A 25,185-nucleotide genomic window follows, 5' to 3' on the forward strand; every position below is an offset into this window, starting at 1 on the left:
CACACCCACTCACCCCCACCACGCCCACTCACCCCCACCACGCCCGCTCCCCCCACCACGTCCGCGCCAGGTCCCCACCCAGCCACGTCCCGACACCCGGCGCCCCGCCCCGCCTCGCAGCACCGCCCCGCCCACCCCGCCTCGCAGCGCCGCACCGCGCCGCCGCCAGGTGCGACGTACCGGGTCGGCGGCCTTGGGCACTGACCAGTCGTTGGGCAGCCGGAAACGCGACCGGCTGGTGCTCAAGGTGGGCTTTCGGACGCGCGCCCAGGTTGCGGCGCCGCTGGCGGGTTGCAACACGCCAGGGGTGCGACGACCCGTCAGCGGTTCCGGCCGACGCGCTGGGACGGTGCGACCTTGGGCACCGGGCGGGCATCTGACGGCCGGGAAAGTGACTGGTCGGTGCTCAAGGTGGGCTTTCGGAGGGCGAGAGGTTGACACGGGGAATGGTTAGTGGGAGCTTACCGTTCGTGGGGACTTACGGTGGACTGGGTGTGGTGGCGCCGGTGCTGGACGCGCTGGGGGATCCGACGCGGCGGGTGATTCTGGAGACGTTGCGGCGGGACGGGCCGAGTTCGGTCGGGCGGCTGGCGGAGCGGGTGCCGGTGAGCCGGCCGGCGATCTCGCAGCACCTGAAGGTGCTCGGGCTGGCCGGCCTGGTCGATCACGAGTCGAAGGGCACGCGGAACATCTACCGGGTCGACCGCACCGGGCTCGATCCGTTGCGCGGTTGGCTTGACCAGTTCTGGGGCGACGCCCTGGACGCCTTCGCCGAACACGTCCGCCGTACGGAAGCCAGCGAATCACGGGGTCCACGTGTACGGCGCACCGGAGACGAACCAGAGGGACCAGGCGTACGGCGCACCGAAGACGAACCAGAGGGACCACGCGTACGGCGTACTGGAGGAGAGTCAGGCCGTGTACGGCGTACTGGAGGGGAGGGGTTGGGATGAGTGTTGAGCAGGAGTTGGCGGCGATTGTGAAGTCGGTGGTGGTGCCGGTTTCGCCGGATCGGGCGTTCGAGGCGTTCACCGTGGAGATGGGGCAGTGGTGGCCGCTCGTCACGCACTCGGTCGGTGAGGAGAAGGCGACCGACGTACGGCTCGAGGGTGCGGTCGGTGGGCGGATCGTGGAGTACGACGCCGACGGGCCGATCGGGTACTGGGGTACGGTCTCCGACTGGGATCCGCCCAAGTCGGTCAGCTTCACCTGGCATCCCGGCACAGATCCGAAGCAGGCCGGTCACGTGACGGTCAGGTTCACCGAGGTCGCCGACGGGACCGAGGTCGAGCTCACCCACACCGGCTGGGAACGCCGCCCGGACGGCGCCCAGGTTCGCAGGGGCTACCTCGTCGGCTGGCCGTATGTGCTCGACTTCTACCGGAACCACACCCGATAGTGGGCGGGTGACCGCACCCGTCGACGCCCGAGCCCTCGCGGAATCCCTCCGTCCGCACGGCGAATGGTGATGCTCCCACGCGAGGCATACACCGACCCGGCCGTGCTCGCCTGGGAACGCCGCCACTTCTTCGCAGCCCACTGGACCTGCCTGGGCCGGGCCGACGAACTCAGCACCGGTACGACGTACTGCGCGACCGAGGTCGGCGATGTCGGGGTGCTGCTCACGTTCGGGGATCGCCCGCGGGCGTTCGCGAACACGTGCCGGCATCGCGGCCACGAACTCCTCCAACAGGGCGAGTCGAGCGATCGGCGTGCTGTGGTCTGCCCGTATCACGGCTGGTCGTACGAACTGGATGGCGCTGTGCTTGCCGCGCCCCGGATGGGTGAGGCATTCGACCCAGCGCCGTACGGATTGGTGGAGCTGCCGACCGAGATGTGGCACGGGTGGGTGTTCGTGAACGCCCTCGGTACGGCGGCCCCGTTCAGCGAGTACGTCGGGGGTTTGGCCGGCCTGGTCGCGCCGTACCGGCCGGAGTTGTTGGTCCTCAAGGCGCGGCACAGCTACGAGGTCGCCGCGAACTGGAAGACGGTCGTGGAGAACTACCACGAGTGCTACCACTGCCCGCTGATCCACCCCGAACTGTGCAAGGTGTCGCCGCCGACCTCGGGCGACAACTGGGACCTGCCTGGCGCGTGGATCGGCGGCCTGATGGATCTGCGGCCGGGCGCCGAGACGATGTCGCTGGACGGGAAGTCGGGCGGAATCCCCTTGCCTGGTGTGGATCCGAGGACGGTGAACTACCTCGGCCTGTTCCCGAACCTGCTGCTCTCGTTGCACCCGGACTACGTGATGACGCATCGACTCGTTCCGCGGGCGCCGGGTCTCACCTGGATCGAGTGCTCGTGGTACTTCCCGGCCGAGGTGGACGATCCGTCGTACGCCGTCGAGTTCTGGGACATCACCAACCGCGAGGACTGGGCCGCCTGCGAATCGGTCCAGCGCGGCGCGGAGTCCCCGCATTTCCGGCCCGGACCACTCGCCCCCGCCGAGGACGCCGTGTACCAATGGGTCACCCTCCTGGCTCGCGGCTACCTCGGCAAGAGCCTCTACTGACGGATCTCGGCAGCGCACTCAACCTTTTGCCGTCGCCCGGTCGTCCCACACTGCAGAACGCAGACGGGGGAGAGCGATGGATCCAGGCCGGGACGAGGAGTTCGCCGATTTCGTCAACGGGCGGTTCACTGCGCTGCAACGGTTCGGGTACCTGCTGACCGGCAACTGGCATTCGGCCGAGGACCTGGTTCAGGCGTCGCTCGTCAAGGTGTGGTTTCACCGCAAGTCATTGCGCAGCGTCAGCGCTCTGGAGAGTTACACGCGGACGGTGATGGTCAACACCAACACCCAGTGGTGGCGCCGCAAATGGAAGGGACCTGAGGGACAAGTTCCGCGCTCTGGTCGCGGACCCGCCGCCGCCGACCGGCGTACCGAGCGAGGCCGTTTTCGCCCGGGTCCGGACGATCCGTCGCCGTCGCGCGACCGGAGCCGCAGTACTCGCGAGCGGGGCCATCGCCGCCATCGTGGTGACGGCCGGCAACCTCACGGGCGTCGACTCCGCCCCGCCCGTCACCAAGACGCCCAACCAGCCGCAGACCATCATCACCGGCCCACCGACGACCAACCCGACCACGACGGTGACGGTGACGCCGAAGGAGTCGATCATCGCGTCGGCGAACACCCTGCCGCCGATCGAAACCAGCACGGACACTCCGCCCCCGCCCCCGCCCCCGAGCGACACGCCTCCGCCAGCCGTGGAGCCGGTCAACGTGAGCCTGCAGCTGAAACCGACGATCAACCGCCTCACCGTGACGATGCAGTTCGCGGAATCAGGCTCCATGCTGGTGCCGATCATCGAGCGGACAGGCGAGTCGAAGCCGGCCGACAGTTGGCGGAACAACGTGTACATGACCGGATACACGTGGGGCGACGGCTCGCCGGGCGCAGGCGCGAACGCCGGCCTGCTGACCTGCAAGGGCGCCCACGAGCGGGTCAGCGGCAGCGGGACGGGCACGGCCAGGGAACCCCACACCTACGCCACCGGAGGCACCTACACCTTCACTTACACCTTCTACTACTGCGGGCCCGACGGAATCGAAAAGTCCACCAAGACCATGAAGCTGACGGTCAGTAGGGCAGACGTACCTTAGGCGTGGTCGGAGGTGCCGGTGGTGGGGAGGCCGGCGGCCTTGAGATCGGCGCGGAGTTCGCGAGGAAGCGCGAACGTGAGGCTCTCCTCGGCCGTGGTGACCTCCTCGACCTCGCCGTACCCGCGCTCGGCCAGCCACGAGATCACGTCGCGGACCAGGATCTCCGGCACGCTCGCACCACTGGTGAGGCCGACCGAGTCGACCCCGTCCAGCCAGGCCTCGTCGATCTCGGCCGCGAAGTCGACCAGGTACCCGGCCTTCGCGCCGTGCTCGACGGCGACCTCGACCAGGCGGACCGAGTTCGAGGAGTTGCGGGAGCCTACGACGATCATCAGGTCGGCTTCCGGCGCGAGCTTCTTCACCGCGGCCTGGCGGTTCTGGGTCGCGTAGCAGATGTCGTCGCTCGGCGGGTCCTGCAGACTCGGGAACCGCTCGCGCAACCGGCGTACGGTCTCCATCGTCTCGTCCACCGAGAGCGTGGTCTGGGAGAGCCAGACGACCTTCTCGGGGTCGCGGACGACGACGTTCGGCACGTCGCCCGGACCGTCTACCAGGTGGATGTGGTCGGGGGCCTCGCCGCTGGTGCCGACGACCTCCTCGTGCCCCTCGTGACCGATCAGCAGGATGTCGTAGTCGGTCGCCGCGAACCGCTTCGCCTCGTGGTGCACCTTGGTGACCAGCGGGCAGGTCGCGTCGATCGTCTTCAACTGCCGCGCGGCCGCCTCCTGGTGCACCACTGGGGAGACGCCGTGCGCGGAGAAGATCACGGTCTCGCCCTCGGGCACCTCGTCGGTCTCGTCGACGAAGATCGCGCCGCGCGCCTGCAGGGTCTGGACGACGTGCTTGTTGTGCACGATCTCCTTGCGCACGTACACCGGCGGCCCGTACAGGTCGAGGGCCTTCTCGACCGCCACCACGGCCCGGTCGACGCCCGCGCAGTACCCGCGAGGCGCGGCAAGCAGCACCCGCTTGGTCTTGAGTGCGGCGTTCGTACCAGAGGTCTCAGGCTGGACAGTCACGCCCCCATCGTACGGGCGCTGTCAGATTGCTGATTCATCGCCTCAGCCTGCCGCGCCGACGGGCCGTCAGATCGTCCCTGGTGTGAGTGGCCCTTGCTTGAAGGTCTCACTCAGGGCACGCAGCTGATTGCTATCGGCAACTATGGCGCCGCAGCGAACAGTTGCCTGAGGCAATTTATTGGCAGATCGAGGAGCCGCCCGCCCTGTCCGGGCGGCTCCTCTCCAGGAGGTGTTCACTGCCTCAAGGATGCGGCCCGACCGCCTTTGCGCGCAAAGGATTTTCCCCGCGCCCGGTGGACCGGTAAAGGGGTGCCCGCTGTTGACTTGGGCAGGAGGCCACTGGACTCTGCACGGAGATGCACTGTTGACCGGGGAGGGCGACATGCGTAGATCTCCTGTGTTCATCGCAGTACTGGCACTTGCCGCGGGGGCGCTGGCGGCGGGTACGTCGGCAACCGCCTCGCCGGCCACACCAGGCCAAGGAGGTGGGGGCGGCCTGGAGGTCTACGTCGGCGAACTGGCCCCAGACCAGCTGCAGAAGCTGGCCGCGCTCGGCCTGGACCACGAGGACGTCTCCACCGGAAAGACCGCGAACGGCAAGGTCCGGGTGGAGGCCATCATTTCCGACCTCCAGGCCGAGAAGCTCCGCAGCGACGGGGTCGAACTGACCGTCAAGCGGGTCAAGGGCAAGAAGGCCTCCGAGGAGGCGAACCGGATCGCGCTGGCCGGGAACACCGTCTACCGCTCGTACAGCGAGGAGGGCGGCATCCGCGACGAGCTGATCGCGACAGCGAACGCGAATCCCGGGCTGGCGAAGCTGGTCAACCTCGGCAAGTCGGTCAACGGCCAGGACATCCTCGCGGTCAAGGTGACCAAGGGTGCCCGCACGCTCAAGGACGGTAAGCGACCGGCGGTTTTGTACGCCGCCGCGCAGCACGCTCGCGAGTGGATCACGCCCGAGATGGTGCGCCGGCTGATGCACCACTACCTGGACGGCTACGGCAGCAACGCCGAGCTCACCGCACTGGTCGACACCACCGAACTGTGGTTCCTGCCGGTGGCCAACCCCGACGGTTACGACTTCACCTTCACCGTGGACAACCGACTGTGGCGCAAGAACCTGCGCGACAACAACGGCGACGGGGCCATCACCGTGGGCGACGGCGTCGACCCGAACCGCAACTTCGCCGTCAAGTGGGGTTACGACAACGAGGGTTCCTCGCCTGATCCGAACAGCGAGACCTTCCGCGGCACCGGCCCGAACTCCGAGCCGGAGACGAAGGCGCTCGACGCGCTCTTCCAGCGAATCGGCTTCGAGCACTTCATCAACTACCACTCCGCGGCCGAGCTGCTGCTGTACGGCATCGGCTGGCAGCAGAGCACCCCGTCACCGGACGACATCATCTACGAGGCGATGGTCGGCGACGACGCGAACCCGGCGGTGCCGGGCTACGACCCCGACATCTCCGCGGAGCTCTACATCACCAACGGCGACACCGACACCCATGCGACGGTCAGCTACGGCACCCTCGGGTTCACCCCGGAGATGACGACCTGCCAGACCGTCTCGGCATCGATCCCCGACGACGAGTGGCTGCCCGAGGACTGCGTCAGCGGCTTCAACTTCCCCGACGACGAGGAACTGATCCAGGCCGAGTTCGCGAAGAACATCCCGTTCGCGCTCTCCGTCGCGAAGTCGACCCACGACCCGGACGACCCGGTCTCGGTGGTCGGTCTCAAGGCGGCAGACCTGGTGGCCGACCCGTTCGCGGTCTCGCACGGCACCACCCAGCCGGTCGCGGTCACGGCCAAGCGCGCACTGCTGGACAAGCGGCTCAACTACCGGATCAACGGGGGCCGCACGGTGAGTACGACGGTCTCGGAGTGGGCCGGAGGTGAGCGGTACGGCGACACCCACGACGACTACTACGCCGAGTACCGCGGCACGGTGCGCGGCACGCGGCCGGGCGACTCGGTCGAGGTCTGGTTCACCGGAGTGAAGCCAGGACAGGGCCCCGCATCAAGTGCGCACTTCACCTACAAGGTCGCGACTGACATCGGCGGGGACGTACTGATCCTGGCCGCCGAGGACGTCACGGGCGCCAGTCCTGCCCAGGGACAGACGAGCGCCAAGTACGCCGACGAGTACGCCGCCGCGCTCACCGCGGCCGGCCGCACCTCTGACGTGTACGACGTCGACGTCAACGGCCGGACGGCACCGCATCACCTCGGCGTGCTGTCGCACTACAGGGCGGTGGTCTGGGAGCACGGCGATGACATCGTCACCCGCGAGCTCGGCCAACCTGGCGGTACTGCGGCCGAACTGGCGCTGGACCTCGAGCTGACAGTCCGGGATTACCTCAATGAAGGCGGCAAACTCCTCTACACGGGCAAGTACGCCGGCTTCGCCAGTGGCGCGGACGGGGTCTACTTCTACAACCCGTTCGAGGAAGAGCAGGGCGAGTGCACCGTCCGGGCGTACCCGTGCCTGCCGCTGCTGAACGACTTCCAGCAGTACTGGCTCGGCGCCTACAACTACGTCGACGACAGCGGCACCGACGCCGACGGCAACCCGTTCGCGGTGTCGGGTGTCGATGGCGCCTTCACCGGGTTCGCCGGCACGTTCAACGGCGCGGATTCGGCGAACAACCAGGACCACACGGCCGCGTTCCTGCTCACCTCGAGCTTCCTGCCACCGGCAGAGTTCCCACAGTTCGCCAGCTCGGCTGCCTTCAAGTGGCAGCGACCGGGTGCGGCGCCGTTCGAGCCGTTCACCGGTGACTGGTATCTCTACAGCCAGCGGGCGGACGTGAGCTACAAGCGGCTGACCCGCACGATCGACCTGACCGGAGCGACCAGCGGCGCGCTCTCCTTCAAGGCGTCGTACGACACCGAGCTCGACTGGGACTACCTGATGGTCGAGGCGCACACCGTCGGGCAGGACGACTGGACGACCCTGCCGGACACCGGTGGGCATACCCAGCAGGACACTGGCCAGAGTTGCCCTGCGGGGTGGGTGGAGGCGCTACACCCACACCTGGCGCACTACCAGAACGCGGCCTGCGAACCGACCGGCAGCAGCGGGTCCTGGAATGCCGCCACCGGCAGGAGCTCCGGCTGGCAGGACTGGAACGTCGACCTGACGGCGTATGCCGGCAAGCAGGTCGAGGTCTCGATCAGCTATGTCAGCGACTGGGCCACGCAGGGTCTCGGAGTCTTCATCGATGACGCCAAGGTGACGGCAAACGGCGTCACCGCGACCGAGACCTCATTCGAGACCGATCTGGGCGGCTGGACGGTATCCGGTGCGGCCGAGGGTTCCGCGGCGAACCCGAACGACTGGACGCGCACGCAGACAGCCTTCGAGGAAGGCGCAGGCGTGACCACACAGGACACGGCGTACGTCGGCTTCGGCGCCGAGGGACTCACGACCCAAGCGATGCGCAACGACCTGATCGGCAGGTCGATGACCCACCTGCTGGGGCCGGTTGGGTAGGCCTTGAGCTGACCAGAAGAGGCGAGGTCCTGCCCTCGCCTCTTCTTGGCCTACTCGTCACCTCATCGGCACCTGGCCGCGACACCCACAGGGGCTTCAAGGTTTGTCGGCGGGTGCCCGTAGAGTCGCCGCGTGGCTTTGGAGACCTCGCCGGATGCGCCCGCGGCCGTTCGCACGATCGCGAACGGGATCGCGAGCTGGATCAACCAGCTCGGCGCGGTGTGGGTCGAGGGGCAGCTGACGGACGTGTCGATCGGGCGCGGGACGACCACCGTGTTCGGCACGCTGCGGGATACCGACGCGGACATCTCGCTGCGGTTCACCTGCAACCGGCGCGTGTTCGAGGCGGTCGACCCACCGGTCACCGACGGGTCACGCGTGGTCGTGAACGCGAAGCCGAACTTCTTCGCCCGGCGCGGCACCCTGGCGCTCGCGGTCAACGAGATCCGGCATGTGGGGATCGGTGAGCTCCTGGCCCGGATCGAGCGCCTGAAGCAGCTACTGGCCGCCGAAGGACTGTTCGCGGCGTACCGGAAAAAGCGTCTGCCCTTCCTGCCGCACACGATCGGGTTGATCTGCGGGCGCGACTCGGCCGCCGAGCGCGACGTACTGGAGAACGCCAAGCGCCGTTGGCCGGCCGTCGCGTTCCGGATCGAGTACGCGTCGGTGCAGGGACCGGCCGCGGCCGGTGAGGTGATGACGGCGCTCCGCAAGCTCGACGCGGACGAATCCGTCGAGGTGATCGTGATCGCGCGCGGCGGCGGTTCGCTGGAGGACCTGCTGCCGTTCTCGGACGAGGGCCTGATCCGAGCTGTCTCACAGGCCCGTACGCCGGTGGTGAGCGCGATCGGGCACGAACCCGACTCGCCGCTGCTCGACCTGGTCGCCGACCTTCGGGCCTCCACGCCGACCGACGCGGCGAAGCGGATCGTGCCCGATGTCCGGGAGGAGCTGGACGGGGTTCGCCAGCTCCGTGAGCGCGGTCTCCGGGCGATCCGGGCCTGGCTGGACCGCGAAACCCATGCGCTCGCGGCGATCCGGAGCCGCCCGTCGCTGGCCGCGCCGACGTCGGATCTGCAGCGACGTTCGGATGAGGTCGCCGCCCTGCTCGACCGAAGCCGCCGTACCCTCACCCACCGACTCGACCGGGCGGGAGACGATCTGGCTCATCGGCTGGCGAGTGTCCGTGCCCTGTCCCCCAAGGCGACCCTCGAGCGCGGGTACTCCGTCCTGCAGTTTGCCGACGGCACCGCAGTACGGGAAGTGGATCAGGTATCACCCGGCGACCTCCTGCATGCCCGGGTGAGCGACGGCCGGTTCGACGTGGAAGTGACCTCGAAGGAGAGCAAGTGAGCGACACCCGACCGGAGATCTCCTACGAGCAGGCCCGCGAGGAACTGGTCGAAGTGGTCCGCAAACTCGAAGCCGGCGGCACCACCCTCGAGGAGTCCCTCGCCCTCTGGGAACGCGGCGAAGAACTGGCCGCCACCTGCCACCACTGGCTGGAAGGCGCCCGCCAACGCCTGGCCGAAGCCCAAGCCGCCCACCACACCGACGAAAAGAAGCCCGACTGACAGATCCGCCTTGTGCTGGAGGGCGGGTTCAGCCCTTGACGGCGCCGTGGGTGAAGCCGGCGATGAAGCGCTCCAGGAAGAGGTTGAAGACGAGCGCGATGGGCACCGCGACCAGGACCGTCGCGGCCTGCAGGGATTGCCAGAAGAAGACGTCACCGCGTACCAGCGCGGTCGGTACTCCGGTGCTGATCGGCTTCTCGGTTGACGGTGACACGAAGGCCAGGGCGTAGATGAACTCGCTCGCGGTGAGGGTGAAGGCGAACACAACCACGGCGACGACGCCCGGAAAGACCAGCGGCACAACGGTCCGGACGAACGCGCCGAGCCGGCTGTACCCGTCGACCATGGCCTGCTCCTCGATGTCCTTCGGGATCGCCCGCAGGAATCCCATCAGCAGCCAGACCGAGACCGGGATCGTGATCGTCGGGTAGACGAGCACCAGCGACCAGGTCCGGTCCTGCAGCCCAGCCGCGACAACCACCCGCGACAGCGACAGGAACAGCAGCGTCGGCGGCACCAGATAGACGAAGAAGATCGCGATAGCCATCGGACCCGACCACGGCCGGTCGAGCCGGGCCAGGCTGTACGCCGCGGGCAGGCCGAGCCCGAGCGTGATCGCGGTGACCAGCAGGCCGACCCAGAGCGTGTTCCAGACGAAGGTCGGGAACTCCGTCTTGGTGAACAGGTACTCGACGTGCTCGGTGGTCGGCGTCAGGTTGAACAGGAACGGGTTGTTGGTGCGCCGATAGAGGTCCCGATTTTGTTTGAAGGCCGTGATCCCGGCCCACAGGAACGGACCGGCCGCACCGAGCGCGGCCAGGACCGCCAACCCGTACACGGTGACCCGGGACGCGACGTGCCGCCGGCGCGCATGCCGCCGCAACTGCTCGACCTCGGCTGCCCTCATGAGACATCCATCCGCCGCACCGCGCGAAGGATCGCGATCGCCGCGGCCAGCAGCAACGGGAACAGGAACAGCGCGATCGCCGCCCCCTGCCCGACGTCACCGCCTTCGATACCGCGGAAGAACGCCCAGCTCGCGAGCACCTGCGTCGAGTTGGTCGGGCCGCCCCGGGTCAGGACGTAGACGACGGCCATGTCGGTGAAGGTCAGCACCGCGCCGAACAGCGCCGCGACCGCGATGATCGGCATCGTCAGCGGAATGGTGATCTCGAACATCCGCCGCCAGAAGCCCGCGCCGTCGACTGAAGCCGCCTCCTGGACGTCCTTCGGGATGGCCACCAGCCCGGCCATCATGATCACCGCCGCGAGCGGGACCAGCCGCCAGACGTGCACCACGATGACCGATCCGATGGCCAGGTCGGGCTTGCCGAGCCAGTACATGTTGACGTCGATCAGCCCCAGCTCACGCAGTACCCAGTCGATCGGCGAGAACACCGAGTCGAGCAGCCACAACCAGGCGATCGTGGACAGCGCGACCGGGGTCGTCCACGGCAGCAGCACCAGGAACCGGACCAGCCACTTGCCGTGGAAGTCGGCGATCAGTATGTTCGCCAGCACCTTGCCGAGCACCACGATCAGCAGCATCGAGACCGCTGTGAAGACGATGGTGTTGCGCAGCGACTGCCAGAAGACCGGATCGTCGAACACATTCTGGTAGTTGCGCAGCCCGGCCCAGTCGAAGCTCGGATCACCGGCCGTCACGTCACTGAAGCTGAACGCGATCGCCAGGAAGAACGGGATCGCCACCAGCGCGACGATGTACACGACGGACGGCAGCAGGAACAGCCACGCGAGCAGGCCGTCCCGATCCGCGAGACGCCGCCGTTCGCGCAGATCAACCGGCGGCGACGCATGCGGTACGCCGGTCACCTCCGGCGGACTCACCGATTGCCCGTGGGTTGGGTACAGAGCTGGATCGGTCATGACCCGGTCCGTACCGACACCGGCTCGGTGCGCTCCCCACTGTCGGCGTCGAAGAACCGGAGCCGATCAGCGTGTACTGCGAACTGGTGCTCCTCCCCCGGTTCGACCGGCGCCGTCACGGTCACGGGCAGCCGGGCGATCACTCTCGTCTCGGCACCGAGACCGCGGACCGTGCCGTACAGATGCCGGTCACCGGACAGGTGCTCGACCCGGTCGACCTGGAACGGAACCACCAATCGGTCGTCGCCGTGCACCAGCGTCTCCGGCAACAGGTGCTCGGGCCGGAAGCCGACCAGTACGCCGTCCCGCGGTACCAGGTTCATCGGCGGCGACCCGAGGAACGTCGCGACGAAGGTGTCCGCCGGATCGTCGTACACCTCGACCGGCGGACCGAGCTGGCGGAGCCGGCCTTCGTACATGACCGCGATCCGATCACCCAAACCCATCGCTTCGACCTGGTCATGGGTGACGTAGATCGTCGTCGTACGGACCCTCCGCTGGAACCGCTTCAGCTCGTCGCGTGCGCTCGCCCGGAGCTTGGCGTCGAGATTGGACAGCGGTTCGTCGAGCAGGAAGACACTCGGCTCGCGGACCAGCGCCCGGGCGAGGGCCACCCGCTGCCGTTCGCCACCGGACAGTTGGCGCGGTCTGCGGTCAAGCAGCGGACCGATACCGAGCAGCTCGGCCGCCCACTCTGTCTTCTTCGCCCGTTCCGTCTTGTCGATGCCCTGTGCCTTGAGCGGGAAGACGATGTTGGCGCGCACCGTCTTGTGCGGGTACAGCGCGTAGCTCTGGAACACCATGGCGACCCGGCGTGCCCGCGGCGGCAACTCGTTGACGACATGCCCGCCGATCCAGATCTCGCCGTCAGTTGGTTGCTCAAGGCCCGCGATCGTTCGGAGCAGGGTCGTCTTGCCGCAGCCGGACGGCCCCAGCAGCACGAGGTACTCGCCCTCCGACGTGGCCAGATCCACACCGTCGACCGCGTTCACCCGGCCGTGGCTGCCGCGACGGCGTGCCCGCCCGCCGTCGAACACCTTCCGCAATCCACGGACCTCGACGACAGCCACCGGAGTACACCTAGGCTCCGCCGACCAGACCGCGGCGCCGCCACTTGTCGAAGATTGGCTTGATCTGCCGCTCGGCATCGGCGACCGCCTGTTCCGGACTCAGCTCACCGCGGGCGGCCTTGGCGAACATGTTCGGGATGACGAACGTCGCGAACACCTCGCCCTCGGCCGTGTTCGCCGGGCCCGGATAGCCGATGTTCGTGCTCCACTCGATCGCGTTCTTGAGCACGGTCAGCTTGTTCGCCGGCTGGGCGCCGAACGGGTCCTTGTCCAGCCAGCTGCTCAGCTGCGGAACCAGCGCGGGGAAGGCCGGCAGGTCGTAGAGCTTCGAGTGGTACGTCGCGGACGCCCAGTTGGCGGTGTAGTGCAGGAGGAACTCCTTGGCCGCGTCGACGTTGCGCGCGTGGCTCGGGACGATCCAGTTGTACATCACGTGCTGGGCCGCGAGCGCTGCCTTCGGCCCCTTCAGCGCGGGCGTGAAGTAGATGTCGTCGGCAACTTCCGGGTTGGCCTCCTGAGCGGTGCGCCAGGCCGAGATCGAGTTCAGGATGTACGACATCTGACCGGCGATCAGCCCCTGGTTGTTCGAGGCCGGGTTCCAGGAGAAGACCTCGTTGGTCATCGTGTCCTTGAACAGCCGCTGCATGAACTCGACCGCGGCGACCGTCTCGGGCGAGTTGATCACCACCTGCTCGTCCTGGTTCTGGATCGACGCACCGTAGGACCACATCAGCGCCCGGCCGGCCATGTTCGAGTCGATCTCCTGGGACATGCCCAGGCCCATCTGGATGTTCTTGCTCTTCTTGATCTCGGCACCGCCGCGGAGCAGGTCCTCCCAGGAGGTCGGGCCGTTGGCCAGGCCGACCGACTCCCACAGGCTCTTGCGGTAGTCGCCGGGATCGGGCACCCAACCAGGCGAGTAGGCGTAGTGCTTGCCGGTCGCCGGGTTCTGGCTGGACTTGACGCACAGTGCCAACTGCTCGCCGTGCCGCTTCCCGGCCTCCTCGGCGACGTCCTTGAGGTCGACCACGCTCGGCTCGAACTGCGACAGCGGTGCGATGTACTGGATCAGGTCGTGACCCTGTCTGGCCTGGATCTCGGCCGCTGTCCTGGCAACGATCTCGGTGTTGTTGATGTGGTCGACGGTGACGTTGACCCCGGCCTGCTGGCCCCAGCTCTTCGCGAACGGGTCGAACCACTCGTCGTGACTCGGCACGAAATGGCTCCAGAGCAGGATCTTCAGGTCACCGGACAACGTCGCGGTCGGATCGGTGAAGGTGGGGCTGGGCGCCGGGACGGTCGCTTCCGGCGGCCCGGCATCGTCGCCGGTGTCACCACAGGCCGCTGCGGCAGCTGCCACTGCGGTCAACCACAACAGACCACGACGGGAGAGATAAGTCGGCTCGTTCATCGCCAACCTCCACAGGGAGGGCGCTCTCCTCACCACAGTAAGACTGTTTTCCGGAATCCGGACCAGTCAGGAACTCGGAAATCCGGAGCCGGTCAGTTCCCCGCTCAGCCCAGCATGGCCGTTGCGACCTGGCGGAGGCCGGTCTTGAGGCGATCCAGGTCGAAGCCTTCGGTGCGGAGGGCATGGTGGAGGTCGGCGGCCAGCGGAGCCAGGATCGTGTGGGCGGCGTAGTCGGCGTCGAGCTCCGGTTTCGCTTGTTCCACCAGCATCGCGATGTGGCGGTGCCAGAGGCGGTAGGAGCCGATTCGGTAGCGCGCGCCGTCTGAGGCGTTCTCACTGTCCATGAAGAGCTCGACGTGGCGGTCGAGGAGCTCGAGGTAGGCGTCGAGGAACGCGACGACGCGATCGACGGCGGGCGCACCCGGACCGAGCGGTGGTGGGCCGGAGAGGATCTTGGCCTGGAGTTCTTGCTCGCGTTGGTCCAGCAGGGCGACAGCGAGGCCGGCGCGATCGCCGAACCGGCGGAACACGGTTCCCTTCCCCACCCCGGCGGCGGCCGCGATCGCGTCCAGCGACACGTTCTTGACGCCCTGTTCGGCGAACAGCCGCTCGGCCGCCTCCAGCACCTTCAGCCGATTCCGGCGCGCGTCGGCACGTTCCGGGCGCGGTTCGCCCAGCAGCGGAAGATCCCGTTGAGAAGCGGACTGCGGTCCGGTACTGTCGTTCATAGAACGGACTGTAGTCCGCTAAACCGCATGGAGGAAGCATGAGCAACACCACCGCCCGGATCGCCGTCGCCTATCACTCGGGCTACGGGCACACCGCGAAGCAGGCAGAAGCTGTCGCGGCCGGGGCGTCCGCAGTACCGGGGGCCCAGGCCGACCTGGTTCCGCTGGATGAGTTGACGGATGAGGTGTGGGAGCGGCTTGCGGCGGCGGATGCGATTGTGTTCGGGGCGCCGACGTACATGGGTAGTCCGAGTGCGGTGTTCAAGGCGTTCGCCGAGGCGAGCGCGAAGGTGTGGGGCGACAACCTCGGCTGGCGGGACAAGATCGCTGCCGGGTTCACCAACTCGAAGGCGATGTCCGGTGACAAGCTGAACAGTCTGGTCGACTTCGCCGTGTTCGCCGCGCAGCACGGGATGATCTGGGTCGGCCTGGACGAGTACCCGGGCTGGGCCGAGTCGACCGCGAGTATCGAGGACCTCAACCGGCTCGGCAGCTGGCTCGGCGCGATGGCGCAGTCCGACGCCGACCTGTCAGCCGAGAAGGCGCCGCCGGAGACCGACCTGAGGACGGCTGCCGCGCTCGGCACCCGAGTCGCGACCGTGACCCTGCGGCACCTGCGCGGTTCGTTGGCAGCCTGATGGCTTGGTTGGTACTGCTCGCGGCCGCGGCGTTCGAAATCGCGTTCGCACTCAGCCTCAAACCCAGCGAGGGGTTCAGCCGATTCTGGCCGACCGTCGGCGTACTGGTCTTCGGCGTGATCTCGGTGGTCCTGCTCTCGAAGACCCTCGACCGCCTCCCCGTCGGTACCGCGTACGCCATCTGGACCGGCCTCGGTTCCGTCGGCGTCGTCACCCTCGGCATCGTCCTCTTCGGCGAACCCCTCACCCCGGCCCGCCTGGCCTGCATCGCCCTCATCGTCACCGGCGTCATCGGCCTCCACCTCGCCGGCAGCCACTAGTCGTGGGGACCGTGAACAAGAGTGCTAGGTGTGGGTGCCGCGGGCAGGGTTGCGGCGAAGGGGACGGGCGCGCGTGGGGACCAGATCGGGGGTGGTGTCGAGCGGGCTGGAGAGGGGATGGCCGAGGAGGGACTGGTAGTCGTCCCAGCTGTCGACGTGGGCGGGGACGTTGCCGATGGCATCTACATCGGTGACGGGGTGCGGGCCGGTGTCGATCAGCGCCCAGATGTCGTCGTCGCTGCGGAGTTCGCGCAGTGAGCCGAACGTTTCGCGGGTGAACCACAGCGGCAGGCTGCGGCCGTTGTCGTAGCGCGCGACGCCGATCGGGGTGGCGGCCTCGGCGACCAGGGACCAGACCGTGGCGGAGCTGACGCCGGGTTGGTCGCCGAGCATCACCACGATGCCGTCGGTACGCCGGTCGATCGCGTCCAGCGCGGGCACGATCGATGAGCTGCCAGTGTCGGCGTGCGGCGACTCGACCACTCGGGTGCCGTCGAGGTCTACCCGTTCGCGGATCTGGTCCGAGGCGATCCCCAGGGTGACCACCAATTGGTCGAAACCGCAGGCGCGGGCGGTATCCAGCGACGCACCCAGCAACGTCCCGCCTTGGTAGGCCAGCAATTGTTTGGGCACGCCGAGTCGCGGCGAACCCTCGGCGGCGAGCACCAGACCGGTGACGAACATCGCCGCATCAACCCCCGACCTGGAATGGACGCATCATTGCCAGGCTCCTTCCGATCCGTCGATAGAACCGCGAAGGCGTACGCCGTGTCAACAGATGCGCATTCTCAACCCTGTAAGGCGAATCCGCTCAAATGAGCACCCGGAATTCAGCGCAGGGTTGCAGCGAGCGTTTCAAGCGCGGGATAGCCGGCATCGCCGACGACGATCGTGGTGACGCCGGAACCGGTCAGCACCAAGGCGGTCTCGTCCTTGCGGTCGAGCAGTTTCTTGCGCTCCCAGACCACGCCCGCCACGGTCGACGTACCGTCGTCCTCGGTTTTCCCAAGTTCGTCGCGCTGGAAGGTGGCGCCGGTGACGTTCGACTGTTCCACGCCGACGTATTTCCGGTCGTTAGTGATGATGCCGAGGTGCCAGGTGATCGGGCTCTGTTCGGGGGTGCGGAATTCCACGCTGGTCGCGGTCCAGCCGGCCGGCATCGGCGCCGGGCCGCGGACCCAGGGGGCGACCTTCTTGGCGTCCTCGAGCTGGGCGGTGTACGGGATCGCGTTGATCTTCTCCTCCTTCGGCCGCCAGGTCACGACAAAGAGGAACGCGACCACGATGAAGCAGGCCAGCAGCGCCCAGAACATGTTGGTCAGCGTCCGCGCCTTGGCCCGGTTCGCCCGGTTCTCCGCCTGGTACGCCGCCGCCTCCGCCCGTACCCGAGCCCGCTCCCGCGCCTCGGGATCCACCGGCACCTCAGCCGAGATGTCCGTACTGCGATCCGCCGAGCCTGACTCGTCCCCGGAGCCCGTACTGCGATCCGCCGCGCCGGCAGTACCCCGATCCGCCGGACCCCCGGCGTCCGCAGTACCGCGATCCGCCGCGCCCGCGCCGTCCGCCGTACTGCGGTCCGTTGCCGGGTCGGCGGAGCCCGTCGGGGAAGCGTTCTCCTCGGCGTCGGGGTTCACGGGGGTCGGCGGCTGACCTGCTGGACTCATGGCACCAGTGTCTCGCGGGCCCGATCTCGCCCGAACACCCCGGTCGGCCGTTGGCTACGATCCGTCCCATGAGCGACCCCAGCACCCCACCAGCCCATCTCGAGGTCGACGCGCACGCGCCGGACCGGAACCTGGCCCTCGAACTGGTCCGGGTGACCGAGGCGGCCGCGATGGCGGCCGGCCGCTGGGTCGGGCGCGGCGACAAGAACGGCGCCGACGGCGCGGCCGTGAACGCGATGCGCACCCTGATCGGCACCGTCGGCATGAACGGCGTGGTGGTGATCGGCGAGGGCGAGAAGGACAACGCCCCGATGCTGTACAACGGCGAGCAGGTCGGTTCCGGCGAGGGCCCGGCCTGTGACGTCGCGGTCGACCCGGTCGACGGCACCACCCTGGTCGCCAAGGGCATGGCCAACGGCATCGCCGTGATGGCGGTCTCGCCGCGGAACACGATGTACGACCCGTCCGCGGTGTTCTACATGGAGAAGCTCGTCGTCGGTCCCGAGGCGGCCGACGTGGTCGACATCCGGCTGCCCGTCGCCGAGAACATCCGCCGCGTCGCGAAGGCGAAGGGCTCCAGCGTCGACGACGTGACCGTGGTCCTGCTGGATCGCCCGCGGCACGAACAGCTCGCGGCCGAGATCCGGGCGAGCGGCGCGCGGATCAAGTTCATCAGCGACGGTGACGTGGCCGGCGCGGTCGAGGCGGCGCGACCGGACACCGGTCTGGACATGCTCATCGGCATCGGCGGCACCCCGGAAGGGATCATCGCCGCCTGCGCGATGAAGTGCGTGGGCGGTCTGATCCAGGGCCGGCTCTGGCCGCGCGACGACGCCGAGCGGCAGCACGCCCTCGACGCCGGCCACGACCTCGACCGGGTGCTGACCACCGACGACCTGGTCGGCGGTGACGACTGCTTCTTCGTCGCCACCGGCATCACCGACGGCGAACTGCTCCGCGGTGTCCGGTACGGCGGATCGACCGCGCGGACCCATTCGCTGGTGATGCGATCGCGCAGCGGCACGATCCGCAGCATCGAGAGCGTGCACCAGCTGGCCAAGCTGCGTGCGTACTCCGCCATCGACTTCGAGCACGCCCGATGACGGCACCCGTCCTCGTCATCGGCGAGGCACTCGTGGACATCGTCGGCACCGCGAACAGCTCCGGCAGCGGCCCGGGCCACGGCTCGGGTGGCGGCTCGGGCAACGGACCGGCCGGCGGATCAGGCAACGGCCCAGCCAACGGTTCCGGCCGGAGCAACGGGAAGAACCACATCAAGGCGACCCCCGGCGGCTCCCCCGCGAACGTCGCGGTCGGCCTGGCCCGCCTCGGCGTCCCGACCGAACTGGTCACCCGCTTCGGCACCGACCCGTACGGCGACCAGCTCGGCGCACACCTGTTCGGCAATGGAGTCCAACTCGCCCCGGGGTCGGTGGATCCCAGTTTCCGGACCAGTACGGCGACCGCGACCCTCGACGCCGCAGGCGTTGCGTCGTACGAGTTCGACATCAGCTGGGAACCGCCGGCGCTGACCCTCTTGCGGGGTTGCCCGGCTGTCCACACCGGTTCGATCGCAACCGTGCTCGAGCCGGGCGCCGAGGCGATCCGGAAGTTCCTCGGCACGCTGGTCGACCAGCCCGTCACCGTGACACTCGACCCGAACGCGCGCCCCACGATCACGCCCGACCCGGAAGCGACCTGGTCCGCAGTAAGGGCCCTTGCCGCGTTGTCCGATCTGGTGAAGCTGAGCGACGAGGACTGCGAGTTCCTCCGGCCTGGGTTGACGCCGGACGAGATCGCGGCCGAACTGCTCTCGGTGGATCGGACCAAGGCAGTCGTGATCACGCTGGGCGGCGAAGGCGCGCTCGGTGTCACTCGGACGGCCCAGGTCGAGGTCACCGCGCCCACGATCGACGTGGTCGACACTGTAGGTGCGGGTGATTCGTTCATGTCCGCGTTGATCGCGGGATTGCACGCGCGCGACCTGCTCGGCGCAGTACGGCTGGATGGTCTCGACGAGGTGGCCCTGCGGGACGCGGTCGACTACGCGGTGAAGGCGGCCGCGATCACCTGCACCCGGCACGGCGCCGACCCGCCGACCGCCGCCGAGCACGCATCGACCTGGGGCTGATGATGAGTACTGCGACCACCTGGACCACCGAGTTCGACACCGCGGGCCAGGTGGTCTTCCCCCAACGCCGCAACCGTCTCCTGGTCCGCCTCGCCATCGGCGTCGTCCTGCTCGGCAACTCGATCTGGTCGAACATCGAGCACATCCGCGACGACGACATGTCCGGCGCGCTGGGCGTACTACGGGTCACGGCGCTGGCCGCGTTCGTGTACATCGTCGGCCTGACTCTCTGGCAGCTGATCACCCGCCGACCTGTCGTCACGGTCGACGCGACCGGTATCAAGGCCGGCCTCACCAGACGCAGCCTCGACTGGCACCAGATCAGCCGCATCGACGACCCGGCCGGCATGTCCCCCTTCACCACAGTCCAGCTCCACCCCACCGACCGCTTGTCCCGCGCCGTCCACATCTCCAAGGACAACGTCCTCGAACTGACCGAACTCTCCCCCTGGCTCCGAACCCTCCAAGCCCGCCACCTAACCCACGACACATGACCCCCGCCAACTGGAACCACGAACTCGATCGAGGCGGCCAGGTCCGCTTCCCCATCCGTCGCCGGGCGCTCCTTCCGCGGCTGGCGGTCCCGGTGATCGGCCTGATCAGCACGACCGGTTCCCTCATCCAGGCGATCCGAGGCGACCGCCCCTGGGGCTGGTGGGAGATCGGCTCCGTCGTCATGGTGCCGATCCTTCTGGCCTTGGGCTACGTGACCGTTTCGAGCTTGATCACCGCCCGCCCCGAGCTGATCGTCGACCGCACGGGCCTCACTATGGACAAGCAATACCTTGCCTGGAACGAGATGACCGCGATCAAGCGAACAGACGGCCTGCGCCATCTGACTCCGTGGGCCATCACCGTCGTCCCGCGCGACAAGCCACGCCGTCGCAGCCTCGGGATTCCTCCCTACAACATCAGCGCCCCGGACATGGTCGCCGACTGGCTGACCTCTCTCCTCGACCAGCACCGGGCAACCGAGTCATCGACGCCGTCCCAAGATGAACCGGGCAGTTGAACACCCACCGCGACTACGATCTGCCCCACGCAATGACGAACTGGGGGCGGGATGGTCGTGATGGGGGATTTGTCCGAGGCCGATTGGGCCGCGGAGTTGGAGGCCAAGGGGCAGGTGGTATTCCGGCAGCGTCGGCGGCCTGTGGTCGTTCGGCTGCTGATTGCGTTCGTGCCGCTGCTATTCACGCTCCCAGGGACCGTGGACAGTTGGTTGGGCGATGCCGGACCCGGCATCCTTGTCTTCCGGTCTATCGCCCCGGCGCTCTACCTGCTCCTGATCGGCGTGTTCGCCTGGCAGTCCATCGCCCAGCGCCCGGTGCTGACTGTCGACCGGGATGGCGTCAGACCGAGAGGGCGCTGGAACGGGCTCCCCTGGACTGAAGTCGGCGGGATCGGGATCCCGTCCGGGCCGAAGGGGTGGCGGACCTTGATGGTGTTCCCGACGAACGTCTGGGGTCGGCAGCTTACGGTGACGCAGGATGCGGTGCGGGACGTCGCGGCGTTCGCCCGGTGGCTCGGCGTACTGCTGGAGGAGCACCGGCGGACTGCACCCGCCGACCGCTGACCCAGGGAGCGGTCAGGTTAGGCGGAGGCGTTTGGAGAGGCGGGGGCCTCGTTTGATCTTGATGTCGCCGAGGATGGCGGTGCCGCGGATGTGGAAGGTCTTGGGTGGGGTGGTCGCCGGGTCGACGACACCGCCGAAGCCGGCTTCCTGTTCGGTGACGGAGCCGAGGATCGGGTTGCTGTCGAGGTGCACGATCGCGTTCTGCGGGACCCGGATCTTCACGTCGGCGAGGATCGACTTCACGTCGATGTACACCACGTCGTACGGGAGCTGCGCCTCGGTGTAGTCCAGCGTCACGTCGCCGAGGACGGCGTTGACCTCCTGGCGCTGCGGCGCGAGCCAGCCGCCGGTCCGCTTCGCCTCGGACAGGAACGCGTTGATCACCGGCGCGGTCTGCGCGACCTCCGCCCCGTATTGCGGGCCGTACTGCGCCCCTGGTTGCGGCGCCGGTGTGTTCGGTACGGACGGTCCACCCGGGAGATCGGCGGTGATCTCGACCAGTTCGCCGTACGTCTTGGCGGAGTACAGGGTCTCCAAGCGCTCCTCGAGCTCGCCGTAGCTCAGCCGGCCGTCACCGGCGGACTCGCGGAGCACGTCGGCGACCTCCTCGCGTTCCATGTCGGACACCCGCCGACGCAACGCCAACTCATCCGCACTCGGCTGCTGCTGCGGTGCCGGCACACTCGGCACCGGCCCGTTCGGTGCCGGGTCGTTCGGCGGCTGCCCCGCCGGGTCCTTCGGCGGCTGCCCCGCCGGCTCGTACGGCGCCTGCCCCGCCGGCATGTTCGGCCGGTCCTGGGGCCTGTCCTGCTGCGAGTTCTCGTCCTCAGCCACGAAAGAACCTTACGCGCCAGACCGCCCGCCCGCAGATGAGTTATCCCCCCGATTCCACCCTGATCCACCCCCTGAAACCCGCACCCGCCCCCACACCAAGTGCCACTTTGTGCACCACCCGTCCACCGACACGCCGGGCGATACGACCAGGCGGTGCACAAAGTCGAGGGCGGCCGCGCGAATGCGCGGGGCCGGGCGGCCGGCTGGAGCCAGGGCGGAGGCGGGTGCGCCCGGGGTGTTGGCGCGGGCTCACCCCTTCCCGCCCCGACGCCAAGAGCCACTTTGTGCACCGCCCGTCCACCGACGCGCCGGGCGATACGGCCAGGCGGTGCACAAAGTCGAGGGCGGCCACGCGAATGCGCGGGACCGGGCGGCCGGCTGGAGCCAGGGCGGAGGCGGGTGCGCCCGGGGTGTTGGCGCGGGCTCACCCCCTCCCGCCCCGACGCCAAGAGCCACTTTGTGCACCACCCGTCCACCGACACGCCGGGCGATACGGCCAGGCGGTGCACAAAGTCGAGGGCGGCGGCGCGGGGCGCGACGGCGCGCGGCCGCGCGGGGAGGACGGCGCGGGATGCGCTGGGCCGGGGCACGGGGTGGGCGGGGTGGGGTGCGGTGGGGTGCGGTGCGGTGGGGTGCGGTGCGGTGGGGTGCGGTGGGGTGCGGTGGAGTGGGGTGCGGTGGGCGAGGTGGGGTGGGAGCGGTGGGCTTGGGGTGTTGGCGCGGGTGGCGGCGGGGCGTTCTAGGCTGGGGGCGAATCTCAGACCACTTGCCTGGAGGTACGACGGTGTCCGCCGACTTCACCTACTCCGATCTGCTTCCGCTCGGGAAGGACGACACGGAGTACCGGCTGCTCACCACCGAGGGTGTGAGCACGTTCACCGCGGGCGGGCGGACGTTCCTGCAGGTCGATCCGGCCGTGTTGCAGGCGCTCACCGCCGAGGCGATGCACGACATCTCGCACTACCTGCGCACGGCCCACCTGACCCAGCTGCGCCGGATCATCGACGACCCGGCGGCGTCCGGCAACGACCGGTTCGTAGCGCTCGACCTGCTGAAGAACGCGAACATCTCGGCCGGTGGCGTGCTGCCGATGTGCCAGGACACCGGTACGGCGATCGTGATGGGCAAGAAGTCCGAGGGCGTGCTCACCGGCGTCGTCGACGAGGAGTGGATCAGCCGGGGCGTGTACGACGCGTACACCAAACTCAACCTGCGCTACTCACAGATGGCGCCGCTGACCATGTGGGACGAGAAGAACACCGGCTCGAACCTGCCCGCCCAGATCGAGCTCTACACGACCCCGGGCAGCACCGACCCGGCGTACAAGTTCCTCTTCATGGCCAAGGGCGGCGGCTCGGCGAACAAGTCGTTCCTGTTCCAGGAGACCAAGGCGGTGCTCAACCCGGACGGGATGATGCGGTTCCTGGACGAGAAGATCCGCTCGCTCGGGACGGCCGCGTGCCCGCCGTACCACCTGGCCGTCGTGGTCGGCGGGACGTCCGCGGAGTACGCGCTGAAGACCGCGAAGTACGCGTCGGCGCACTATCTCGACACGCTGCCGACGACCGGATCCCCGCTCGGGCACGGATTCCGCGACCTCGAACTGGAGGAGCGGGTGTTCGAGCTGACCCAGCAGTTCGGGATCGGCGCGCAGTTCGGCGGCAAGTACTTCTGCCACGACGTCCGGGTGATCCGGCTGCCGCGGCACGGCGCGTCCTGCCCGGTCGCGATCGCGGTGTCCTGCTCGGCCGACCGGCAGGCGCTGGCGAAGATCACGCCCGAGGGGGTGTTCCTGGAGCAGCTCGAACGCGACCCGGCCCGGTTCCTGCCGGACACGACCGACGAGCACCTGGACGACGAGGCCGACGTGGTCCGGATCGATCTGAACCGGCCGATGAGCGAGATCCGCGCCGAACTGTCCAAGCTCCCGGTCAAGACCCGGCTCTCGTTGAGCGGCCCGCTCGTGGTCGCCCGGGACATCGCGCACGCCAAGATCAAGGAACGCCTCGACGCCGGCGAGCCGATGCCGGCGTACCTGCGCGACCACGCCGTGTACTACGCGGGTCCGGCGAAGACGCCCGAGGGCTACGCGTCGGGATCGTTCGGGCCGACCACGGCCGGCCGGATGGACGCGTACGTCGACCAGTTCCAGGCCGCGGGTGGTTCGTTCGTGATGCTTGCCAAGGGCAACCGGTCGGCGAAGGTGACGGCGGCGTGCAAGGAGCACGGCGGGTTCTACCTCGGCTCGATCGGCGGCCCGGCGGCCCGGCTGGCGCAGGACTGCATCAAGTCCGTCGAGGTGATCGAGTACGCCGAACTCGGGATGGAGGCCGTCTGGAAGATCCAGGTCGAGGACTTCCCCGCGTTCATCGTCGTCGATGACAAAGGCAACGACTTCTTCACCGACACCGCCAAACCAGTCCCGCTGACCGTCCGCCCCCGCAGCTGATCCCGCGTGATCCCAACCAATCCAACTGCTGACCTGCGGGCTCTGCTGCTCACAGGCGGTGGTGGCGCCGGGAGGACCACGGTCGCCCAGGCGATCGGCCGCATCCTGACCTCGCAGAACCTGCCGACGGCCGTCGTCGACCTCGATGCGCTGGCCCAGTTCGGACCGAACACCGGGCCCGCGATCTACGACCAACTTCGGAGCCTGAACCTCGCCGCCCTGTGGACCAACTACCGCGACGCCGGTGCCCGGCACGTCATCGTCTCCGGGGCGATCGACAGCCCGGCCCAGCGCACCCTGTACGCAGGCTGCCTGACCGGCTGCGACATCCAGATCGCCAGGATCGTCACCACACTCGACCTAGTCGTCGAGCGAACCACCGGGACCAATCGTGGACCGCGGTGGAACCTCCAGAGCGCGCTCGATTCCCACCAGCAGATCGCAGACGCCGCGCTGGAGGACTTCAGCGTCACCAACAACCTCGAACCAGCCGACGCCGCCCAGGAGATCCTGACCCGAGCGGGCTGGCTCTGATCCCGCAACCGCTGACTGTGGCGGGTGGGTTTCAGGCGGCCGAGTCGGCGGGTTCGGGGAGCTGGAGCAGCAGGGTCTTGGCCGCCCGAAGCAGATCTGCCTCGTTGTGACCGAAGGCCTGCAGATACGACCCCAGTGCGGATCGCAGTACTCGCAGCTGATCGTCATCCAACTCGATGGTGTGCATGTTTTCACGGTAAACCCGCCACGAAGGAAAATGACCAGCCCGCAACCAACCTGTTGCGGTC

General features: G+C 68.4%; 26 protein-coding genes and 1 pseudogene. 17 read left to right on the plus strand and 10 right to left on the minus strand.

Annotation, left to right across the window (positions count from 1 at the left end; genetic code table 11):
- Positions 1-470: 470 nt before the first annotated feature.
- The 5 genes and pseudogenes from EV643_RS27060 (at position 471) to EV643_RS45930 (ending at position 3,606) form a co-directional block, all read left to right on the plus strand.
- A complete protein-coding gene (locus tag EV643_RS27060; protein WP_238165831.1) occupies positions 471-953 on the plus strand; it encodes an ArsR/SmtB family transcription factor in 483 nt (160 codons plus the stop codon).
- On the plus strand, positions 950-1,399 hold the full coding sequence (locus tag EV643_RS27065; RefSeq protein WP_133802964.1) for an SRPBCC domain-containing protein: 450 nt from the start codon (positions 950-952) through the stop codon (positions 1,397-1,399). The genes EV643_RS27060 and EV643_RS27065 overlap by 4 nt, the downstream gene beginning before the upstream one ends.
- Positions 1,400-1,462: 63 nt before the next feature.
- On the plus strand, positions 1,463-2,515 hold the full coding sequence (locus tag EV643_RS27070) for an aromatic ring-hydroxylating oxygenase subunit alpha (RefSeq protein ID WP_202869776.1): 1,053 nt from the start codon (positions 1,463-1,465) through the stop codon (positions 2,513-2,515).
- A gap of 76 nt (positions 2,516-2,591) precedes the next feature.
- A pseudogene (locus tag EV643_RS47000) lies at positions 2,592-2,816 on the plus strand (sigma factor); the annotation flags it as partial.
- A 163-nt stretch (positions 2,817-2,979) separates the two neighbouring features.
- Positions 2,980-3,606, plus strand: a complete 627-nt coding sequence (locus EV643_RS45930) for a hypothetical protein (RefSeq protein WP_238165832.1) — start codon at positions 2,980-2,982, stop codon at positions 3,604-3,606.
- Here the strand turns inward: EV643_RS45930 and EV643_RS27080 are convergent.
- Entirely contained in the window at positions 3,603-4,625 is a 1,023-nt protein-coding gene (locus EV643_RS27080) for a 4-hydroxy-3-methylbut-2-enyl diphosphate reductase (RefSeq protein ID WP_133802966.1), read from the minus strand. The genes EV643_RS45930 and EV643_RS27080 overlap by 4 nt on opposite strands.
- A gap of 382 nt (positions 4,626-5,007) precedes the next feature.
- Here EV643_RS27080 and EV643_RS27085 point away from each other — a divergent pair, with 382 nt between their 5' ends.
- The 3 genes from EV643_RS27085 (at position 5,008) to EV643_RS27095 (ending at position 9,695) form a co-directional block, all read left to right on the plus strand.
- Complete coding sequence (locus tag EV643_RS27085) at positions 5,008-8,121, plus strand: M14 family metallopeptidase (protein WP_133802967.1); 3,114 nt, start codon at positions 5,008-5,010, stop codon at positions 8,119-8,121.
- 132 nt (positions 8,122-8,253) lie between these two features.
- A complete protein-coding gene (gene xseA / locus EV643_RS27090; RefSeq protein WP_133802968.1) occupies positions 8,254-9,474 on the plus strand; it encodes an exodeoxyribonuclease VII large subunit in 1,221 nt (406 codons plus the stop codon).
- Positions 9,471-9,695 carry an exodeoxyribonuclease VII small subunit gene (locus EV643_RS27095; RefSeq protein WP_133802969.1) on the plus strand — a complete coding sequence of 75 codons (225 nt, stop codon included), beginning with the start codon at positions 9,471-9,473 and terminating at the stop codon, positions 9,693-9,695. The genes xseA and EV643_RS27095 overlap by 4 nt, the downstream gene beginning before the upstream one ends.
- Before the next feature lie 28 nt (positions 9,696-9,723).
- Here EV643_RS27095 and EV643_RS27100 read toward each other — a convergent pair whose 3' ends face one another.
- The 5 genes from EV643_RS27100 to EV643_RS27120 all read right to left on the minus strand — a co-directional run bounded on the left by EV643_RS27100 (position 9,724) and on the right by EV643_RS27120 (position 14,791).
- Positions 9,724-10,602 carry a carbohydrate ABC transporter permease gene (locus EV643_RS27100; protein WP_133802970.1) on the minus strand — a complete coding sequence of 293 codons (879 nt, stop codon included), beginning with the start codon at positions 10,600-10,602 and terminating at the stop codon, positions 9,724-9,726.
- Entirely contained in the window at positions 10,599-11,582 is a 984-nt protein-coding gene (locus EV643_RS27105) for a carbohydrate ABC transporter permease (protein WP_133802971.1), read from the minus strand. Before EV643_RS27105 ends, EV643_RS27100 begins: the two co-directional genes overlap by 4 nt.
- Positions 11,579-12,652, minus strand: a complete 1,074-nt coding sequence (locus tag EV643_RS27110) for an ABC transporter ATP-binding protein (RefSeq protein WP_133802972.1) — start codon at positions 12,650-12,652, stop codon at positions 11,579-11,581. The genes EV643_RS27105 and EV643_RS27110 overlap by 4 nt, the downstream gene beginning before the upstream one ends.
- 10 nt (positions 12,653-12,662) lie before the next feature.
- Complete coding sequence (locus tag EV643_RS27115; protein WP_133802973.1) at positions 12,663-14,063, minus strand: ABC transporter substrate-binding protein; 1,401 nt, start codon at positions 14,061-14,063, stop codon at positions 12,663-12,665.
- A 104-nt stretch (positions 14,064-14,167) separates the two neighbouring features.
- On the minus strand, positions 14,168-14,791 hold the full coding sequence (locus tag EV643_RS27120) for a TetR/AcrR family transcriptional regulator (protein ID WP_133802974.1): 624 nt from the start codon (positions 14,789-14,791) through the stop codon (positions 14,168-14,170).
- Between the two features lie 38 nt (positions 14,792-14,829).
- Here EV643_RS27120 and EV643_RS27125 point away from each other — a divergent pair, with 38 nt between their 5' ends.
- Positions 14,830-15,429, plus strand: coding sequence for a flavodoxin family protein (locus tag EV643_RS27125; protein ID WP_133802975.1), 600 nt, complete (start codon positions 14,830-14,832; stop codon positions 15,427-15,429).
- Positions 15,429-15,749 (plus strand): DMT family transporter, encoded by a 321-nt coding sequence (locus EV643_RS27130; RefSeq protein WP_133802976.1) that lies wholly within the window; start codon positions 15,429-15,431, stop codon positions 15,747-15,749. The genes EV643_RS27125 and EV643_RS27130 overlap by 1 nt, the downstream gene beginning before the upstream one ends.
- A 24-nt stretch (positions 15,750-15,773) precedes the next feature.
- Here EV643_RS27130 and EV643_RS27135 read toward each other — a convergent pair whose 3' ends face one another.
- Positions 15,774-16,433 (minus strand): nucleotidyltransferase family protein, encoded by a 660-nt coding sequence (locus tag EV643_RS27135; protein ID WP_133802977.1) that lies wholly within the window; start codon positions 16,431-16,433, stop codon positions 15,774-15,776.
- 146 nt (positions 16,434-16,579) lie between these two features.
- Positions 16,580-17,413 carry a DUF4245 domain-containing protein gene (locus EV643_RS27140; protein ID WP_133802978.1) on the minus strand — a complete coding sequence of 278 codons (834 nt, stop codon included), beginning with the start codon at positions 17,411-17,413 and terminating at the stop codon, positions 16,580-16,582.
- 68 nt (positions 17,414-17,481) lie between these two features.
- Here EV643_RS27140 and glpX point away from each other — a divergent pair, with 68 nt between their 5' ends.
- The 5 genes from glpX to EV643_RS27165 all read left to right on the plus strand — a co-directional run bounded on the left by glpX (position 17,482) and on the right by EV643_RS27165 (position 21,120).
- Positions 17,482-18,516 (plus strand): class II fructose-bisphosphatase, encoded by a 1,035-nt coding sequence (gene glpX, locus EV643_RS27145; RefSeq protein ID WP_133802979.1) that lies wholly within the window; start codon positions 17,482-17,484, stop codon positions 18,514-18,516.
- Entirely contained in the window at positions 18,513-19,544 is a 1,032-nt protein-coding gene (locus EV643_RS27150; protein ID WP_133802980.1) for a carbohydrate kinase family protein, read from the plus strand. The genes glpX and EV643_RS27150 overlap by 4 nt, the downstream gene beginning before the upstream one ends.
- Positions 19,545-19,546: 2 nt before the next feature.
- Positions 19,547-20,038 (plus strand): hypothetical protein, encoded by a 492-nt coding sequence (locus EV643_RS27155; protein WP_133802981.1) that lies wholly within the window; start codon positions 19,547-19,549, stop codon positions 20,036-20,038.
- A 92-nt stretch (positions 20,039-20,130) separates the two neighbouring features.
- Positions 20,131-20,556, plus strand: coding sequence for a hypothetical protein (locus EV643_RS27160; RefSeq protein WP_133802982.1), 426 nt, complete (start codon positions 20,131-20,133; stop codon positions 20,554-20,556).
- 60 nt (positions 20,557-20,616) lie between these two features.
- The gene (locus EV643_RS27165) at positions 20,617-21,120 is read left to right on the plus strand and encodes a hypothetical protein (RefSeq protein WP_133802983.1); all 504 of its coding nucleotides are present in this window, start codon (positions 20,617-20,619) and stop codon (positions 21,118-21,120) included.
- Between the two features lie 12 nt (positions 21,121-21,132).
- Here the strand turns inward: EV643_RS27165 and EV643_RS27170 are convergent, their stop codons facing one another.
- Positions 21,133-21,954 (minus strand): DUF1707 SHOCT-like domain-containing protein, encoded by an 822-nt coding sequence (locus EV643_RS27170; protein WP_238165833.1) that lies wholly within the window; start codon positions 21,952-21,954, stop codon positions 21,133-21,135.
- A 784-nt stretch (positions 21,955-22,738) separates the two neighbouring features.
- Here EV643_RS27170 and EV643_RS27175 point away from each other — a divergent pair.
- Together EV643_RS27175 and EV643_RS27180 are read left to right on the plus strand one after the other, a co-directional pair.
- Entirely contained in the window at positions 22,739-24,403 is a 1,665-nt protein-coding gene (locus EV643_RS27175; protein ID WP_133802984.1) for a fumarate hydratase, read from the plus strand.
- Between the two features lie 6 nt (positions 24,404-24,409).
- Positions 24,410-24,937 (plus strand): hypothetical protein, encoded by a 528-nt coding sequence (locus EV643_RS27180; RefSeq protein ID WP_133802985.1) that lies wholly within the window; start codon positions 24,410-24,412, stop codon positions 24,935-24,937.
- A gap of 31 nt (positions 24,938-24,968) precedes the next feature.
- On the opposite strand, the gene EV643_RS44300 is transcribed toward EV643_RS27180, so the two are convergent.
- The gene (locus tag EV643_RS44300) at positions 24,969-25,124 is read right to left on the minus strand and encodes a hypothetical protein (protein WP_166665594.1); all 156 of its coding nucleotides are present in this window, start codon (positions 25,122-25,124) and stop codon (positions 24,969-24,971) included.
- Positions 25,125-25,185 lie beyond the last annotated feature (61 nt).

Source organism: Kribbella caucasensis, assembly GCF_004361855.1.
Taxonomy (GTDB): Bacteria; Actinomycetota; Actinomycetes; order Propionibacteriales; family Kribbellaceae; genus Kribbella; species Kribbella caucasensis.